This is a genomic window from Alphaproteobacteria bacterium, from assembly GCA_017308135.1.
GTDB lineage: Bacteria > Pseudomonadota > Alphaproteobacteria > CACIAM-22H2 > CACIAM-22H2 > Tagaea.
Genome location: JAFKFM010000013.1, coordinates 1 through 14,673 on the forward strand (window position 1 = coordinate 1; position 14,673 = coordinate 14,673).

The window sequence follows — 14,673 nt, forward strand, 5'->3', positions numbered from 1 at the left end:
CGGCCGATCGGACTCAGAACTCAAGCCCGGAGGAGCCTAGTTCATCCGAACCTGACCCGGCACCGGGCGCCCATGAGATGGCTGACCCCAGCAACGCTCGAACCGCCAGCGCAATCCCTATTCGCATGGTGGTCGAACTCTGTCCCGACATCGTCGACTATGCGCGCGGTGGCATCCGCACCCCGCAGGATCTCATTGCGACCGCATCCACCGTTCGTTCCATGCTCGGCATTAGTCCAAGCGCCTGGGAGGAAGCCCGCATCGCAATGGGCGATGGACAAGCCAGTGTAGTGCTCTCGGCCATTCTGCAACGGGGCAACGCCATCAAGAATCCAGGAGGCTATCTCCGAATCCTGGCCCGGCGCGCCGCAGCGGGCAAATTCTCGGTCTGGCCGATGCTCATGGCGCTTCGGCGGCAAGGGCAAGCTGCCCGTGACAGAGACCCACCCTCATCTTCCTTCCCGGACGACTTTTCGTAAAGGTGATCCTGCTTGTGTCGCTTCCCTCATTTGGTGCGTCGCGTGGCCGCGAACATGCGGCCTCAGCGCGGACATCTCTGTCAGGTTTCGCGCGACGGCGGCAAGCGGCCGATCCGTTTGAGGTGGTCGTAGACAATGCGGTCGATGATTCGAAGCGGATGTGTTCGCTCCTCGGCGGCCATTTGACGGACCACAAGGTCGATCGCATCGGGGAAGCGCAACGCGTAAGGTCGCGATGAGGATCGCTCGCCATAGGCATCGAATGGATTTCGATCGCGGGCTTTCTGAGGGCGCGACGGCGTGCGTGCGGACGCGCTATCCGTCGACGTCGAATGCGCTACTGGCGCGGCGACCTGATCTTCATACGCAGGCGTCACGACGACCGGCTTTGCCGCGGGGGTATCGGTCGGCGCCGTGTTTACGCGATGAGCGCGGAACGCGTCGCGGGGCAGGGGAGGACGATCGGGTTTCTCTGCAGAGGCGGGATCCGTCATGCGGCGCTGTCGCCCTCGCCGGCACCCTGGCTTGCCGCGAGCAATTCGCGGACGACCTGATCGGCGTTGTAACGGGCCTTGCGGACCGATTCGTCCTTGTTGCTCATCTGGTACAACGTGCCGTGTCCACTTGTCATGGTGCGATAGGTGACGCGCCGGTACAGGGCATTGGCGCAGACGGGAACTTTTTCTGCATCGAAATAGGCGACGACCTCCTTGAGGGGGCGGGTGTTTCTGTCGAGGCTGTCATATTCGTTGAACAGAACGCGATGCTGGCTCATCGGCAGCGTTGAACTGGCCGCATGCTGTTCGAGATTGCGGATGGTGCGCACGACCTGCGAGGCATCGAAGGTGTGCACCTTGCAAGGCAAGACGACGAGATCAGCTCGCAGTGTCGCCTGAATCAGGACGTCGCCATAATAGCCGGGGGTGTCGATCACGACGACGTCGTAGCCGTCCAGACGATCGATCGCCGGGGCGAGGGCCTTTTCATCAGGCGCGCGCACGAGGTCCACGCCCTGCGGGCTCAAGCCCCGCGCGATCGATGACGCATGCCATTGGTAAGACGACCCCTGCGGATCGGCATCGACGATGGCGGCCGAATAGCCGTGCTTGGCGAACTCGCCGGCGAGGATGATCGCGACGGTCGTCTTGCCGCTCCCACCCTTCGGGTTTGCCACGGCGAAAATGCTTGGCACTTGGACCTCCGTTCGGCGCTTCGCTAATTAGTGTGTGGAACGACAACATACAAAATAATGAACGTTCGGCAATCACGCATTATCTCTTTTCGGTAGATCGCGATTGCCGCCTTGCCGCAAGGCGCTGATGGGCCAATCGGGCATTTCGCAAATGCGGTGCTGCGTCATTGTCGCGATATCGGAAGCGGTTGTTACGGTATTGATGGGTTCGCATTCTGCGGGATTGCGATCTTGTCCAGTCGCGGTGTTTCCGTGTTTGGGTGGTTCGGCAATCGCGACATGAGACAACGCGGCAGTGCCATATTGCGGTATTGCCGCAATCGGGAGCTTATGGAAGGCACTGCGCGCCATAAGGTTGGAGAGTTCCTTCGGACAGCTCTTTCAGACGCGTGCGCCCTTCGTGCCCTGAGCATCTAACATTCAGTGTATTAGATATTGGTTGACAAGATACCGGTTTGTGGGCCAAACCGGGAAACGGCTGCTGAGCGCAGCCGAAGGCGCTTTGGCGCGACGCCGGCGTCCTGAGAGAACGCTCGGCGTATTCGGCTCCGGTCTGACGACCGACGAGCCGCTCAACCGGGAAGAGGGTGGGGACGCCGATGGCTGGCTCCGCAGGACTGAGACGCAAGCCGAGGCTTCGGACCGAGCTGTCCGAAACGGATGAGCAGCGTCTACAGGAGGCCGTCGCGTTGTTCGGCTTGCCGAAAGCCGAGGTGGTGCGTCGGCTGATCCGCGCCTCCGTCCAAGCAGGCCCCGCTTTGTCGACCGAAAACACGCGCGCTGTTGTGGAGTTGGCGAGCCAGGTGCGCATGGTCGGCCGCAATCTCGCGCAAGTCGTCAAGGCGATTCACCGCGGCCAAGCCGTTCGCATCGAAGACACCGAGCCGGTGTGGCGAGGGCTGCACGAGGTCATCGCGGCGATCAACGACGAGCTGACCGAGATGACGGTCGCCTACGGGTCGAAACTACGTCGCGAGGCCAAGCTCGCGCTGCCGGCGGAGATCTCAGGCGAGGAATTGACTTGAGCCGTGCCGCACAGATCGTCTGGTGGCTTGAACAGGTCGAGGCGGCGCGTCGGGCAGTCGCGGAGGCGCGCGCGGAACGTCGGCGGCCGCGTCAGCCGGGCGGGTTGGACGATAACGTCGGCGCACGGCAAGTACACGTCGCGCCGCTTCCCAAGATGCCGCCGGCACAAGATATCATTCGCGGCGCGACAATCACGGGCGAGCGGGATGAGGAGCGGGCTCGCTCGATCCCGGCCGCGAGCGGAGGTGCCGGCGCAGGCCCTGGGGCCTCACCTTCGCGTGGGGCGCGGGGCCCGATCTCCGGAGGAAGCAGCGCCGGTGCTGGAGCCGGAGTGAACTCGACCGGGGGAGGGCAGGGCGGTCCCCTTGGTCGAGCCCGGCAGCTCGCTGCCGGCTACCAGCCTGCCGTCATCAAGGTGGTTTCTTATGCGCGCGGTGCCGCGCGCGCCACGGCGACCGGCCAGTATGTGCAGCGCGAGGATGTTACGCTTGAGACCCATGACGGGCGGCTGTTGACGGACCGGGAGGCCGTGGCCGAGGAGATGAAGGCCTGGTCGACCGACTTTTCGAAGCGCGCGGAAAGCCAAGACGTCGGCGCATTCCGTCTCAAGGTTGCAGGTGTTGCAGATAACACCGAAGGCCGAGCGATTTACGAGAAGGCGATCGCGTCCGCGTTCTCCGGACATCGCCACGCGACCCGCATCGATGTCGACGATAAGGGACAGCTCGAGGCGCACGTTGTCGCGGCCATGGCCGGGAGCGGCAAGGAGCGGTTCCGCATTCGAGAGGCTCAGGCCGCCGATCAGGAATACGACGCCAGACCACGCCGTCTCGATTCCGTTTCAGATGCCGCGGTTCGTGCCAGGATCGCAGCGGCCACAGGCATTGATGCGGAGACTGTGGTCATTCGGCCCGGGGCGACGAGCCATGGCCGCGATGGCGTCACCTACAGGCTCAACAAGCTGATTGAGCGGGGTCCGGCGACCGACGATCGCGGGAAGAGCCTGTCCAACGTGGCGGATGCGCGGATTTCCGCCCGCGAATGGGGGCTGTCGCTTCGATCGCAATCCGCGCGCGATACCATGCACATGATCATTTCGGCGAAGGCCGGAACTGATGTGGCGGCCTTGATCGACGCAGCGCGCGCCTTCCTGCACGACCGCTTTGCCGATCACAAATTCATGTTTGGCGTTCACACGGATAAGGAATCTTCCGGGCACATCCACGCTCACGCCGTCATCACCGTGAAGAACGAATCCGGCCAGAAGATCCATCCCAATCGGGACACTTTTGCGGAGTGGCGCGAGGTCTACGCAAAGCATGCGCAGGCGCAGGGCCTGAAGATTGTCGCCACCTCGGCGAAAGAGCGAGCCTCGTCGCAAAGTTATGGCCCGAAGGACAAAGCGATCGTCGACGCCGCCGATCGGCCACGCCCGGCACGCGCAGCCCGCGATCGCGCCTACGCCGCGGATCCCGCCAATCAGCGTCTCATCGACAATGCCCGGCAGCGGATCCGGACGGCGAAAACCAACCCTATCCGCCTGCCGATGTCAGCGCCCGACCGCAAAGTCGTGAACGAGAGTATCGTCGCCTGGAAGGCTGTTGCGGTGGAGCAGCCATCAAACAGGATGGCAAAGGATATGCTCGAACGGCTGTTGATGGCGCAGACCGTTGGGGCCATCCTTCACACAATCGGCAAGCGTGTGGAGTTTTTGACCAGGGAGAGCGAGATGCCAATTACATCGGAGCAGATGGTCCAGGATTTACGCATCATGAATGATGCGGTCTCCCGGACTAGCGATCTCTTAGATGGAGAGACGAAGCCGCAATTTCGCGAAACGTCGGGGCGCTACCTGGAAACGCTCGCCAATCGTATTGATCTGCAACGCCTGCAGGAGCGTGGCGTACAGCAACTCAGCCCGGCGGACGTCGAGGCTGTAGTTGGCGCGAACGCCGATCGGCTCATCGAGCACGCCCAGGAAATCCGCGTCAAGGAAGAACGGGAAGCGACATCTGCGGAGCGTCTCGCGAATCGTGCAATCGACGTCGAGCGGGGGCAGGAGGCGCGAGGGAGTATTGATCCTACTTCGCAAGAGGAATTGAAAGCGGAAAGGGCCATCGTTGTTGGCTCGCAACAATCCGCGGCGCGTGAAGCTCGAGAGGCGGCCGCGGCGGTCGAGGCAGCGCAGGCGATCGCGGAACATCCGGCGCAGCCGCTGCCAATATCCCTGATCCAGACCGATGCCTTGGCGAAGCTTCGCGCGGAGCAGGAAAAAATCGTGCGTGAGCTCGAAGCCGAAAAGCCAAGCTTGCAATCAATCAAGGGCCAAAGGCGAAGTTGAGGGGCGAATATTACCAGCGATCTCTAAAAGGAATCGCAAATATGATTGCTACGCGTTTGAACGCGCTCGCTGAGGGTGACTGAAATGTTCCTGGAGTTTGCGACGGAGATCCTAGCCCAAAATCTTTAGACGCATGGCGATTGCGATCGCATGTGTCTTGTTAACAGCATCAAGTTTCTCGCGAGCGGAAGCGATGTGTTTCGCTACCGTCGGTCGAGAAATGCCGAGAATGACCGAGATTTCCCAATCGGTTTTTCCCTCCCCAGCCCAGAGAAGACAGTCAAATTCACGAGGTGAAAGCTTATTGCTGCGCGTTGATCTCGGACGACGCAAACTCAACCAATGCCCGATGGCAAAATTTGCAAGAAACGTAAGGGCTGATCGGTCGTTACTGCTGAGATCGTCCTTTGCTCCGCCGAAGGACAATGCGGCTGACCGCTGATCAAGCGTCGTGACCGGGATCACGAAGCCTTCGACTAACCCGAAGTCGGCAGCTTCCCCTCCGATTATCCGCGCGTTGTCTGGCTCCGAACACGACTTGTAACTTTCAGCCCAGGAAAAGGCATTTCGATCCTTTTGAAGGCGACCAACGATCGGGTCGCGCGGAAGATAATTTTGAGCGACGTATCTGGTCGCCCAGGCTTTGGGAAAATGTTGCACCATAGAGCGGGTTCGAATCTCGGTCCTTGAATTTTGCATATCAGCTGGTGGTACGATTCCACCAAATACTGAAGCAAACCCGTAACTATTGGCGATACTTATAAGACAATCTTGAAGGGCGCTTTGGTCGACCGCTTGCTCTATCAGCGAGATAACTTCCCAGGTGCTCCAAAATAAGTCTGTCATTCTCAGGCCCCCCGCGACTGATCATGTTCCGAGTAGATCCGTCTCGCAAAAGGCGGATGAGAGGGTCTCCCGCGACGCGCGAGATTCTAAGTGCAGAAGTGGTTCGGTATAGCGGTCAGGCGGCGCCATTATCAAACCAAGAAAAATGTTACTGGAATTCGGCGAAAGAGGAGTGTGATATTTTGTGTTTATCGCCAGCTATAGAACCTGGTTCTCGTGTGTACGGTGCCTGTAGGTTCGGGGTTTAGCGATGCGCGTTCTGCTTTTGGAAGATGATGCGATGATCGGCGAGGGCCTTTCCCGGACGCTTGCGGAGGAAGGCATGTCGGTGGATTGGGTGCGCGCCGGCGGAGAGGCGGAAGCCGCGCTCGCCGATGGCGGACATGCGATTGTGCTGCTCGACCTCGGGCTGCCGGGCGCTGAAGGTTTCGATCTTTTGAAGGCGGCGCGGAGCCGGGGGTTCGATACACCTGTGCTGATCATCACGGCGCGCGACGGGCTTGATTCTCGGGTGGCCGGGCTCGATCTCGGCGCGGACGACTATCTCGTCAAACCGTTCGAGACACGGGAGTTGCTCGCCAGAATGCGGGCAGTCCTCCGCCGCCGGGCGGGCAGAGCGACATCCTATTTGGTGGCCGGCGCGATTGAGCTCAACACCGAGACTCATGAGTTGTCGCATGCTGGCATCGGGCAAGTTCTGCCTGCCCGCGAGTACGCTTTGATGCACGCCTTGATGGAGCGCCCGGGTCGTATTCTTTCCCGCGCACAGGTGGAAGAGCGTATTTACGGCTGGGGAGAAGAGGTGGAAAGCAACGCGGTCGATGCCCTGATCTACTCCATTCGACGCAAATTCGGGAAGAACATCATCTTCAATGTGAGGGGGGCGGGCTGGATGGTACAAAAATCATGACGACGGTATCGCTCCGGCGAGCAACCCTTGTCTCGATGACCGTCCTTCTGGCCTTGGTCGGCGCCGCCGCGATGTTGCTCGCCTACAAGCTTGCACGTGACGAAGCTGCTGATTTTCTTGACGGACAGTTACGCCAGGTCGCACTCAACGCCGGCTTGGGTCTTCCCGATGCTGACGCGCCGCCGGCCAGCGATCAGGATCCGGAAGATCAGATTGCGGTAACGATCTGGAAGCGCGGCGTCGTTGCCCACACCACGCTTCGCGGCGTCGAAATCGCGCGGCCGAGGAAGCCCGGCTTTGAAAATGTCGTCATCGCAGGCGAGCCCTGGCGGGTCTATTCGACGGACAACGACACCTGGACCGTGCAGGTCGCGCAGCGCGACACGGTTCGTCAGGAATTTGCCCGAAGTGCCGCCGTGGGGGCCGCGGCGCCCATTCTGATCGTCATACCGCTGTCCTGGCTCGTCGTCGGTTGGGCGCTGAACCGGATGCTTGGACGGCTGGACACTCTGGCGCGGGATATTGCGAATCGAAGCGCGGTGGCGGCCGCAGCCATTCCCCTCACCGGAATTCCGATCGAAGTGGCGCCCTTGGTCGAAAGCATGAACGGCCTGATCGTGCGCCTGCGCGCCGCCGTGGAAGCGCAGAAGCGATTTCTCTCCGACGCGGCGCATGAACTCCGCACCCCGCTCGCCGCGATGCAAATCCAGGTTGATAACCTCAAGATCAACAGTTCCGGCTCGGTCGGAGCGGAATTCGAAGCTGGCAAGGCGGCACTTGCGCAGGGCGTAAGGCGCGCGAGCGCCCTCGTCGGTCAACTGCTGCGGCTGGCTCGCCTTGATGAGCCCGTAGCACCCCTCAGCGAAACGGTTGAGGTGGGTCCGCTGCTGCTTGACTGCGTCGGCGATCATGTGGTGCTGGCCGAACACAAGGGCATCGATCTCGGGGCCCAGATGGAGACGTCCGCGACGCTGCATGGTTCGGTCGAGGAATTGCGCGTTCTGTTCGCAAATCTGATCGATAACGCCGTGCGGTACACGCCATCTGGCGGGCAGGTGGACATTTCCCTGACTCTGCGCGACGGGCGAAGCGTTGTCGAGGTTCTGGATACGGGTACCGGTTTGCCGCCCGGCGCCATTTCCCGCATCTTCGATCGGTTCTATCGCGCGTCGCCGCCGGACGTCGAGGGAACCGGTCTGGGGCTGGCGATCGCGCGGCGAATTGCCGAGCGCAATGGTCTTGTCCTGACCGTCGAGAACCGCCCCGACGGGGCAGCCGGCGTTCTCGCGCGTGTCACATTACCGGCATAGCGCCCTTTTCTCTTCTCGCCGCACCCAGGCTCATTCTGTCCTCAGTCTCCGGGGCCATGGTCACCTCATCGGAGCGGGCCGTCGCCGACGCGTCGCGCATCCGTCCGCAAGCGGGGGCGAATCGGAGAGACACATGATCAGGACTACCCCGTACCGCCTGGGCGCCTTGGGCGCCGCAGGTATCTTGCTGGCGCTCATGGTGCCAGCGCTGGCCTACACCGGTCAAAAGCTTGCCGGTCAAGCGAAGGTCACCATCACGCAGGCCCGGGAAACCGCCCTCAAGGCCCATCCCGGGAAAGTCACCGACGAAGAGCTTGAGCGCGAATCCGGAGGCAGCGGCCTGCGTTATTCGTTCGACATCAAGAACGGCTCGCGGACGCAGGAAGTCGGCGTCGATGCCGCGAGCGGCAAGGTGCTCGAAAACAAGACAGAAGGTCCCCATCCGGACTGACCCGCAGCATGGTCCCACGAACAAACCCGGTGCGTCCTCGCACGCGCCGGGTGGCCGGCTACATAACGGAAATGCAATCATGACCCCAGCCCAGAAATTCGCATTGAGCAAAGTCCCTGAAGTCACGCTCGGCTTCTGGATCATCAAAATTCTTGCCACAACGCTCGGCGAAACCGGCGGTGACACCGTCACCATGACGCTGAACTGGGGTTATTTGGCGGGGACAGCCTTGTTCGCGGTGCTGCTCATCGCCTTCGTGATAGCACAGATCGTAGCGAAACGCTTTCACCCCTTTCTTTACTGGGCGACCATCGTGGCCTCGACCACCTTCGGCACCACGATGGCCGACTTCGCCGACCGGTCGCTCGGGATCGGTTATACCGGCGGCTCATCGCTGCTGTTTCTCTGTCTCGTGAGCGTCCTCGGGCTTTGGTACTGGTCGGAAGGAACCGTCTCCGTCAATACCGTCTCCACGCCGAAGGTCGAGGCGTTTTACTGGGGAGCGATCACGTTCTCGCAAACCCTCGGGACTGCGCTCGGCGACTGGCTGGCCGACACCGGCGGCCTTGGCTATGAAGGGGGCGCTCTCGTCTTTGCGGCCGGGCTGGCCGTCGTTGTCGCACTCTATTATCGCACAAACGTGTCGCGGGTGCTGCTGTTCTGGGCGGCCTTCATTCTGACCCGTCCGCTCGGCGCGACGGTTGGCGACTTTCTCGATAAACCGGTCGCTGCCGGGGGTCTCAGTCTCAGCAGACCGCTCGCATCGGCCGTGATCGCAGCCTTCATCCTTGCGTGCCTGATCCTGTTGCCGCAGCGCGCGGGCAAGCATCCGGCGTGACGCTACTGCGTCGGCTCTCAAGCGATGGCGATCCTCATGAGCGTTCGCAAATTTTCAAGCCTGGCGCGTCGAGCGATGCAGGATCCGTAGCCGTCTGAGAACGGCTCCCACGTTCAATTTGTCAATTTGTCGTTCAATCTGCATCGTCGTTTCGGAGAAAGCCGCATGGACAGAATCTTCAGCACAGAAGCCAGCAAGGTGCCGGCAATCACGCTTGGATTCTGGGTCGTCAAGATATTCGCGACCACTCTGGGCGAGGTGGGCGGCAACGCGGTGACGTTGACGTTGGGTCTCGGTTATCTGATCGGCACCGCAATCTTTGCCACCGTATTGATTGTGGCCGTGGGTGCTCAGATAAGGGCGATGCGATTTCAGCCCTTCCTGTACTGGGCAGCCATCACGGCGACCACGCTCGCCGGAACGACGCTTGCCGATTTGGTCGATCGTTCGCTCGGCATTGGCTATCTTGGCGGCTCCCTGTCGCTCTTCACGATGGTCATGGCGACATTGGGCTTGTGGTATTGGTCGCTCGGCTCCGTCTCCGTCGAAACCGTTACGTCGCCCAAAGTCGAAGCGTTCTACTGGGCGACCATCATGTTCTCGCAGACCCTCGGCACGGCGCTCGGCGACTGGATGGCCGATGACACCGGGCTCGGTTACAACGGCAGCGCGCTTGTGATTGCCCTCGTCTTGGCAATCGTCGCCGTTCTTTATTTCTTCACGAAAATGTCCCGCACCACGTTGTTCTGGGCGGCTTTCATCCTGACGCGTCCGCTGGGCGCCACAATCGCCAACTCGCTTGACAAGCCGGTCGCCGCCGGGGGGCTTGCTGTCGGCGACTTTTCCGCCTCGGCAGCCCTCATCGTCGTCATCGCCGTTTGTATTCTCGTCATTCCGCAGCGGCCGGGGCGGCATCCCGGCGCATATTCGCGAGTCCCCGAAATTCGCGCACTCGATTGATAGCGGAATAGAAGCCCGACGTCACCGAAGGAGTTCTGGAATGGAGGAGCATCGTTCCACACCGCGCCGCCGGGTCTTGAAGGCTGCGACAATCTCGTTCCATGGAGGCGCGATCAGTTGCACGGTTCGGAATCTTTCCGAGTACGGCGCCTTGCTCGACGTGACGTCACCGATCGGAATTCCCGACGTCTTTTCGCTGGTAATGGACAGCGGCCCGCAGCATTGCCGGGTGATCTGGCGCAAGGAGAAGCGTATCGGCGTTCGCTTCACTGGGGCGAATAGCGAAAAATAGGAAAGACCATGTACGCTCGATCGCTTCGCGACGTGCCCGAAAGGCGCTCATCAGACGGTCGATATAATCGATCATGCCGTGACGAAATCCCTAGGCCCTATGCCGCCGGACACTCTCGGCGAGAATTGCAGCAAGACCGGCGAACAGGATTGCGCCACCCCAGGCCGAACCGGCCGTCAGCCGTGGCAGCACAAGCCACGCGATGCCAAGCCAAGCAACGATTGTGATAGCGAAGCTGCCGTCATCCACGAACAAACCGAAAAGCTCTCGAATGATCGTCCTGAACCAGCGCATGCGGAACTCCTATCGTTTCGCGGTGCCGCGCGCGCCCGAGCGCATCCGGCAAAGCGGGGTTGCGATCGATGCGACGATCAGGAAGCCAGCGACGAGACCGAGGATCGACCAATCCTGACCGGGCCATCGAAGTCCCATGCCTTCGCCGACCCAGAAAGTGCCAAACGCGGAGAGCAACACCCCGACCATAAACTTCAGCGTATTCTCGGGAATGGACGCCAAGGGCTTGTGAACGACAAAGCCAAGCAGCACGACGACAAGCAGCGCGGCGAGCGCCCCCATGCTCGCTGGAACAAGCAAGCCCACGCCGCCGGAACCGACAGCGATAACGATGAAAACCACCTCAATGCCCTCGAGCATCGTGATCTTAAAGGCCGTTGCGATAGCCACCTTGTCCCATCCCCGCCCACGCTTCCCAAACTTGCGCAGCGATTCCGTTTGCCTGGAATAGATCGCGTCCTCATCATGCAAAGGAATAACGCCGGCGGAACGCAGAATCGCCTTGCGGAGCCATCGCATTCCGAAGAGGAGCAGAAGCACTCCGACCGCGAGTTGGAGCACATCCAGCGGAATACGCGTGAGCGCTGGACCGATAGCTATCACGATAGCCAGCAGCACGCCAAGCGCGGTCCCGCTCCCAATCAATGCAGCGCTCCAGCCGCGAACGGCGCCAACCGCCAGCACGACGGTCAGAGCCTCGACGCACTCAACGAGCGAGGCCAGGAATGCCGCTATTACCGATGGCCAAACATGCGCCCAATCCACGATCACGTTGATTCTTCCAGTGAGAATTCGCGGACAGCGCCCGAACGCGATCCGATGAAAAACGAACGCAAGGACGCTGAGTTGTATCTTATCTATTTCGGTCGGTAGGTGCTTCGAGAACGATGCCGATGCTTGGCAACTTCGGAAATTGTGATGACTTGTCTTTCCGAAGAATGGCCGGTCGGCGTCGAAAGTGCCAAGATTGGCATCGATTTCGCTCTGGTCTCAGCCGGCACTCCATCTCGGACAAGATGACTTGAACCTTCCTCCCGCGCCCATGCCGGCGCATTCCTGAGAGGCGCAATGGAAACCTGGAATACCGCACTTTTTCTGGCCCTCAATGCCCCGGCTTCAGCGAATGTCGTAACGATAGCGTTCGCCAAGGTAGCCGCGGAATATCTCGTTTATGTGGCTGCCGTTTTGGCGGTCTGCTTGTGGGTGCGGGGATCGCGCGACCAACGCGATGCGTTGATTTCGATCGGGACCGGACTCCTGACCGCGTTTGCACTGAGCTGGACCATTAGCCTTCTCTGGTATCATCCACGCCCCTTCGCGATAGGCTTGGGCCATACCCTTCTGGCCCACTCGCCCGACAGCTCGTTTCCGAGCGATCACACTACATTCCTTTGGATCTTCGGCTTCGGTCTCCTCGTCACGCGAGTACAGCGCGGGTGGGGATGGGCACTGGTCCTCGCTGGTCTTGCGACGGCCTGGGCTCGAATCTACGTGGGCGTTCACTTTCCCCTCGATATGGCCGGATCCGCCATTGTCGCGGCCACAGGTGCTGTCGTGGCAAGGGTCGTTCACCTGCACGTTACAGCCCATCTCTTGCCGCTGATCGAGAGGCCTTACGAATACCTGCTTCAGGCGTTGCGTTTGCCCCGGGCGATTTTCCCCCGCGGCCTCTCGGATCGATGAAGCGGCTCGAGGTGATGCCCGTCAATGCGTACCAGCCGTTCGTAATCTCGATCTCAGCATCATCTTGCTTCGCTTCATGTTTTCTGCCTCGGCCTCGATTACATCACTCAGGTTTCGGCAAGCCACCGGCCGAAAGCCGCCCGTATGTTCGGTCCATGGCGATCGATCGGCTTCCGAGCCAGGGAAAATGCCCGTAGCGGAACGAGATTTGATGAGCTGCAATATCGGCAGGGCGCCTTTCGACAAACCGCTCAAACAAGGCTGCCGCCAGTCCAGTCCGATCGGAGCCGCTTTGACAGTGGATCAATATCGGTCGTGGCGCGGTACGCATCGTCTCCATCAGTTTAGCGATCGTCGCATCCGCCGGATCCTGTAGGGCCGACATTCGAACATCCGCGTGAGACGCTCCATGTGCGGTCGTAACCGCCACTTCGTTGTCGTACCACCAGGACCCGCTATTTGCGCCGCGCAGATTGATCACCGATTTGATGCCGTAAGCGTCCATCACATCGGCCAACTTCTGCCCGTTCAACTGTGCGGAGCGGTAAAGCACCCCGGGTTCGACGACGTGAACATTGCCGACCAGTTGAAGGCCGATGGCCCAACCGCCGGCAAGCCCGGCGCAAACGAGAAGCGCATTCGTCGTATAGGTCAGGCCGCGGCCAACCGGATGAAATTTCAAAAACTGGTTCGATGCCGCAATGCAAGCGAGACAGGACGTCCCGATATTCGTTTGGCGCGCCCACTTGTGCGACTTTCCCTCGATCATTGGGAGTTTCCGATATACGCCATCGGAGGCGCCGCGCGATCGAACTCGGCCTCCTGATTACGAACCCATGCGACGGCGTCGAGTCGCCGACCGATGGCGGTCGCGTTCTTCTCGATTGCATCGAGGGCGAAGCATTGGATCGGCATTGCCGATACGAATGTGGGAAATGTCATGTTTCACCTGATGCCAGTGAGACTTGCCTTTGCGCGACGGTCGTATCGGCAGCGAGGCGATGAAGATGAATATCGCCCGTCGCGAACTCGACCGAGGTGACAGATTCGGGCGATAGCCTGTCGAGAACCATGACCAGCGAGCGCAGGCTGTTTCCATGGGCGACAACTAACGTCCTGTCGCCACGCATGACTGCGGGCAAGATCGTTTGGATGAAGAATGGCAATATTCGTGCGGACGTATCCTTCAGGCTCTCTCCGCCCGGCGGCGCTACATCATAGGAGCGGCGCCACAGATGAACTTGATCGTCGCCCCAACGCGTTCGAGCCTCATCCTTGTTCAGACCGGTGAGATCGCCGTAGTCTCGCTCGTTGAGTGCGGCATTGCGACACTGCCGTACATTGGCTTGCCCCATGTTCTCCAGGATGATCGAACACGATTGCCATGCCCGTCGAAGCCTTGAAGTGAAGGCGATATCGAACCGAACATCCAACGCTTGCAACCGTTGCGCAACACCGCTGGCTTCGGCAATTCCCCGTTCCGTCAGACCGAGATCGCGCGAGCCAGTGAAGATGCTCTTCAGATTTCCCTCGCTTTGGCCGTGCCGGACGAGGACGAGACGCCGGTCGATCGATGGCTGCGTAGCAGGATTGTCAAAGGACATGCGCGCTCCTTTGCGTCGGCCAAACGGCGTCCCTCGCGACATGCCTTTGCCGATGTAACCCTTTCAAGAAATTAAACTCCGCGTCGCCCAGAGTCCGATGAACAACGCCGTAGCAGACGCCAACACCGAAGCCAGAACGTAAAAGGCGAGGACCACCAACTCGCCGCGCTCATAAAGCAGGGCGACGTCGAGCGAGAACGACGAAAAGGTAGTGAAGCCGCCAAGAATGCCGGTCGCGAGAAACAACCGCCAGTGCTGGGAGGCGCTTCCGCTCGCCATGAAATAGCCGGCGATCAAACCCATCGCCAGCGACCCCACGATGTTGACGATCAATGTGCCGTAGGGAAAATTCAGATCGAAGACGCGAGCGGACCAGACGTTGACTCCATGTCGGAAAGCACCGCCGATGCCAGCGCCAAGGAACACGATCAGATACGCTTGCATCGC

The 14,673-nt window shown here is 60.6% G+C and carries 19 protein-coding genes; 10 read left to right on the plus strand and 9 right to left on the minus strand.

Annotated elements, in window-relative coordinates:
* Positions 1–479, plus strand: a 479-nt coding sequence (locus J0H39_22445) for a replication protein C (GenBank protein MBN9499527.1), incomplete at its 5' end; no start/stop codon positions are given.
* Positions 480–559: 80 nt separating this feature from the next.
* On the opposite strand, the gene J0H39_22450 is transcribed toward J0H39_22445, so the two are convergent.
* From J0H39_22450 to J0H39_22460, 3 genes are all read right to left on the minus strand, one after another.
* On the minus strand, positions 560–973 hold the full coding sequence (locus J0H39_22450) for a hypothetical protein (GenBank protein ID MBN9499528.1): 414 nt from the start codon (positions 971–973) through the stop codon (positions 560–562).
* Positions 970–1,671, minus strand: coding sequence for a ParA family protein (locus tag J0H39_22455; GenBank protein MBN9499529.1), 702 nt, complete (start codon positions 1,669–1,671; stop codon positions 970–972). The genes J0H39_22450 and J0H39_22455 overlap by 4 nt, the downstream gene beginning before the upstream one ends.
* Positions 1,672–1,743: 72 nt before the next feature.
* On the minus strand, positions 1,744–2,022 hold the full coding sequence (locus J0H39_22460; GenBank protein ID MBN9499530.1) for a hypothetical protein: 279 nt from the start codon (positions 2,020–2,022) through the stop codon (positions 1,744–1,746).
* A 248-nt stretch (positions 2,023–2,270) separates the two neighbouring features.
* On the opposite strand from J0H39_22460, the gene J0H39_22465 reads away from it, so the two are divergent.
* Positions 2,271–2,696 (plus strand): hypothetical protein, encoded by a 426-nt coding sequence (locus tag J0H39_22465; GenBank protein ID MBN9499531.1) that lies wholly within the window; start codon positions 2,271–2,273, stop codon positions 2,694–2,696.
* Positions 2,693–5,038: a relaxase/mobilization nuclease domain-containing protein gene (locus J0H39_22470; protein MBN9499532.1), complete on the plus strand. Its 2,346-nt coding sequence runs from the start codon at positions 2,693–2,695 to the stop codon at positions 5,036–5,038. The genes J0H39_22465 and J0H39_22470 overlap by 4 nt, the downstream gene beginning before the upstream one ends.
* A gap of 111 nt (positions 5,039–5,149) precedes the next feature.
* On the opposite strand, the gene J0H39_22475 is transcribed toward J0H39_22470, so the two are convergent.
* Positions 5,150–5,884 carry an autoinducer binding domain-containing protein gene (locus J0H39_22475; GenBank protein MBN9499533.1) on the minus strand — a complete coding sequence of 245 codons (735 nt, stop codon included), beginning with the start codon at positions 5,882–5,884 and terminating at the stop codon, positions 5,150–5,152.
* 250 nt (positions 5,885–6,134) lie between these two features.
* Between J0H39_22475 and J0H39_22480 the strand changes: the two genes are divergently transcribed.
* The 6 genes from J0H39_22480 (at position 6,135) to J0H39_22505 (ending at position 10,645) form a co-directional block, all read left to right on the plus strand.
* Complete coding sequence (locus J0H39_22480; protein MBN9499534.1) at positions 6,135–6,794, plus strand: response regulator transcription factor; 660 nt, start codon at positions 6,135–6,137, stop codon at positions 6,792–6,794.
* Positions 6,791–8,104 (plus strand): two-component sensor histidine kinase, encoded by a 1,314-nt coding sequence (locus J0H39_22485; protein MBN9499535.1) that lies wholly within the window; start codon positions 6,791–6,793, stop codon positions 8,102–8,104. Before J0H39_22480 ends, J0H39_22485 begins: the two co-directional genes overlap by 4 nt.
* Before the next feature lie 133 nt (positions 8,105–8,237).
* Positions 8,238–8,555, plus strand: coding sequence for a PepSY domain-containing protein (locus tag J0H39_22490; protein ID MBN9499536.1), 318 nt, complete (start codon positions 8,238–8,240; stop codon positions 8,553–8,555).
* Positions 8,556–8,634: 79 nt separating this feature from the next.
* A complete protein-coding gene (locus tag J0H39_22495; protein MBN9499537.1) occupies positions 8,635–9,393 on the plus strand; it encodes a hypothetical protein in 759 nt (252 codons plus the stop codon).
* 165 nt (positions 9,394–9,558) lie between these two features.
* Entirely contained in the window at positions 9,559–10,353 is a 795-nt protein-coding gene (locus tag J0H39_22500; GenBank protein MBN9499538.1) for a hypothetical protein, read from the plus strand.
* A 40-nt stretch (positions 10,354–10,393) separates the two neighbouring features.
* Positions 10,394–10,645 carry a PilZ domain-containing protein gene (locus tag J0H39_22505; GenBank protein MBN9499539.1) on the plus strand — a complete coding sequence of 84 codons (252 nt, stop codon included), beginning with the start codon at positions 10,394–10,396 and terminating at the stop codon, positions 10,643–10,645.
* A 90-nt stretch (positions 10,646–10,735) separates the two neighbouring features.
* On the opposite strand, the gene J0H39_22510 is transcribed toward J0H39_22505, so the two are convergent.
* Together J0H39_22510 and J0H39_22515 are read right to left on the minus strand one after the other, a co-directional pair.
* Positions 10,736–10,939 (minus strand): hypothetical protein, encoded by a 204-nt coding sequence (locus J0H39_22510; protein ID MBN9499540.1) that lies wholly within the window; start codon positions 10,937–10,939, stop codon positions 10,736–10,738.
* Between the two features lie 9 nt (positions 10,940–10,948).
* Positions 10,949–11,710, minus strand: a complete 762-nt coding sequence (locus J0H39_22515; protein MBN9499541.1) for a TMEM165/GDT1 family protein — start codon at positions 11,708–11,710, stop codon at positions 10,949–10,951.
* Between the two features lie 297 nt (positions 11,711–12,007).
* Between J0H39_22515 and J0H39_22520 the strand changes: the two genes are divergently transcribed.
* Positions 12,008–12,622 (plus strand): undecaprenyl-diphosphatase, encoded by a 615-nt coding sequence (locus tag J0H39_22520; GenBank protein MBN9499542.1) that lies wholly within the window; start codon positions 12,008–12,010, stop codon positions 12,620–12,622.
* A 103-nt stretch (positions 12,623–12,725) separates the two neighbouring features.
* On the opposite strand, the gene J0H39_22525 is transcribed toward J0H39_22520, so the two are convergent.
* The 3 genes from J0H39_22525 to crcB all read right to left on the minus strand — a co-directional run bounded on the left by J0H39_22525 (position 12,726) and on the right by crcB (position 14,670).
* A complete protein-coding gene (locus J0H39_22525) occupies positions 12,726–13,391 on the minus strand; it encodes a tyrosine-protein phosphatase (protein ID MBN9499543.1) in 666 nt (221 codons plus the stop codon).
* 169 nt (positions 13,392–13,560) lie between these two features.
* Positions 13,561–14,193: a 2,3-bisphosphoglycerate-dependent phosphoglycerate mutase gene (locus J0H39_22530; GenBank protein ID MBN9499544.1), complete on the minus strand. Its 633-nt coding sequence runs from the start codon at positions 14,191–14,193 to the stop codon at positions 13,561–13,563.
* A 96-nt stretch (positions 14,194–14,289) separates the two neighbouring features.
* Positions 14,290–14,670 (minus strand): fluoride efflux transporter CrcB, encoded by a 381-nt coding sequence (gene crcB / locus J0H39_22535; protein MBN9499545.1) that lies wholly within the window; start codon positions 14,668–14,670, stop codon positions 14,290–14,292.
* Positions 14,671–14,673: the final 3 nt, after the last annotated feature.

What these genes read in the sequence shown, in the direction of transcription:
- J0H39_22450 (MBN9499528.1), bottom strand. Translation starts at nt 973, where the DNA reads ATGACGGATCCCGCCTCTGCAGAGAAACCCGATCGTCCTCCCCTGCCC.
- J0H39_22460 (MBN9499530.1), bottom strand. Translation starts at nt 2,022, where the DNA reads ATGGCGCGCAGTGCCTTCCATAAGCTCCCGATTGCGGCAATACCGCAA.
- J0H39_22465 (MBN9499531.1), top strand. Translation starts at nt 2,271, where the DNA reads ATGGCTGGCTCCGCAGGACTGAGACGCAAGCCGAGGCTTCGGACCGAG.
- J0H39_22475 (MBN9499533.1), bottom strand. Translation starts at nt 5,884, where the DNA reads ATGACAGACTTATTTTGGAGCACCTGGGAAGTTATCTCGCTGATAGAG.
- J0H39_22480 (MBN9499534.1), top strand. Translation starts at nt 6,135, where the DNA reads ATGCGCGTTCTGCTTTTGGAAGATGATGCGATGATCGGCGAGGGCCTT.
- J0H39_22485 (MBN9499535.1), top strand. Translation starts at nt 6,791, where the DNA reads ATGACGACGGTATCGCTCCGGCGAGCAACCCTTGTCTCGATGACCGTC.
- J0H39_22490 (MBN9499536.1), top strand. Translation starts at nt 8,238, where the DNA reads ATGATCAGGACTACCCCGTACCGCCTGGGCGCCTTGGGCGCCGCAGGT.
- J0H39_22495 (MBN9499537.1), top strand. Translation starts at nt 8,635, where the DNA reads ATGACCCCAGCCCAGAAATTCGCATTGAGCAAAGTCCCTGAAGTCACG.
- J0H39_22500 (MBN9499538.1), top strand. Translation starts at nt 9,559, where the DNA reads ATGGACAGAATCTTCAGCACAGAAGCCAGCAAGGTGCCGGCAATCACG.
- J0H39_22505 (MBN9499539.1), top strand. Translation starts at nt 10,394, where the DNA reads ATGGAGGAGCATCGTTCCACACCGCGCCGCCGGGTCTTGAAGGCTGCG.
- J0H39_22510 (MBN9499540.1), bottom strand. Translation starts at nt 10,939, where the DNA reads ATGCGCTGGTTCAGGACGATCATTCGAGAGCTTTTCGGTTTGTTCGTG.
- J0H39_22520 (MBN9499542.1), top strand. Translation starts at nt 12,008, where the DNA reads ATGGAAACCTGGAATACCGCACTTTTTCTGGCCCTCAATGCCCCGGCT.
- J0H39_22525 (MBN9499543.1), bottom strand. Translation starts at nt 13,391, where the DNA reads ATGATCGAGGGAAAGTCGCACAAGTGGGCGCGCCAAACGAATATCGGG.
- crcB (MBN9499545.1), bottom strand. Translation starts at nt 14,670, where the DNA reads ATGCAAGCGTATCTGATCGTGTTCCTTGGCGCTGGCATCGGCGGTGCT.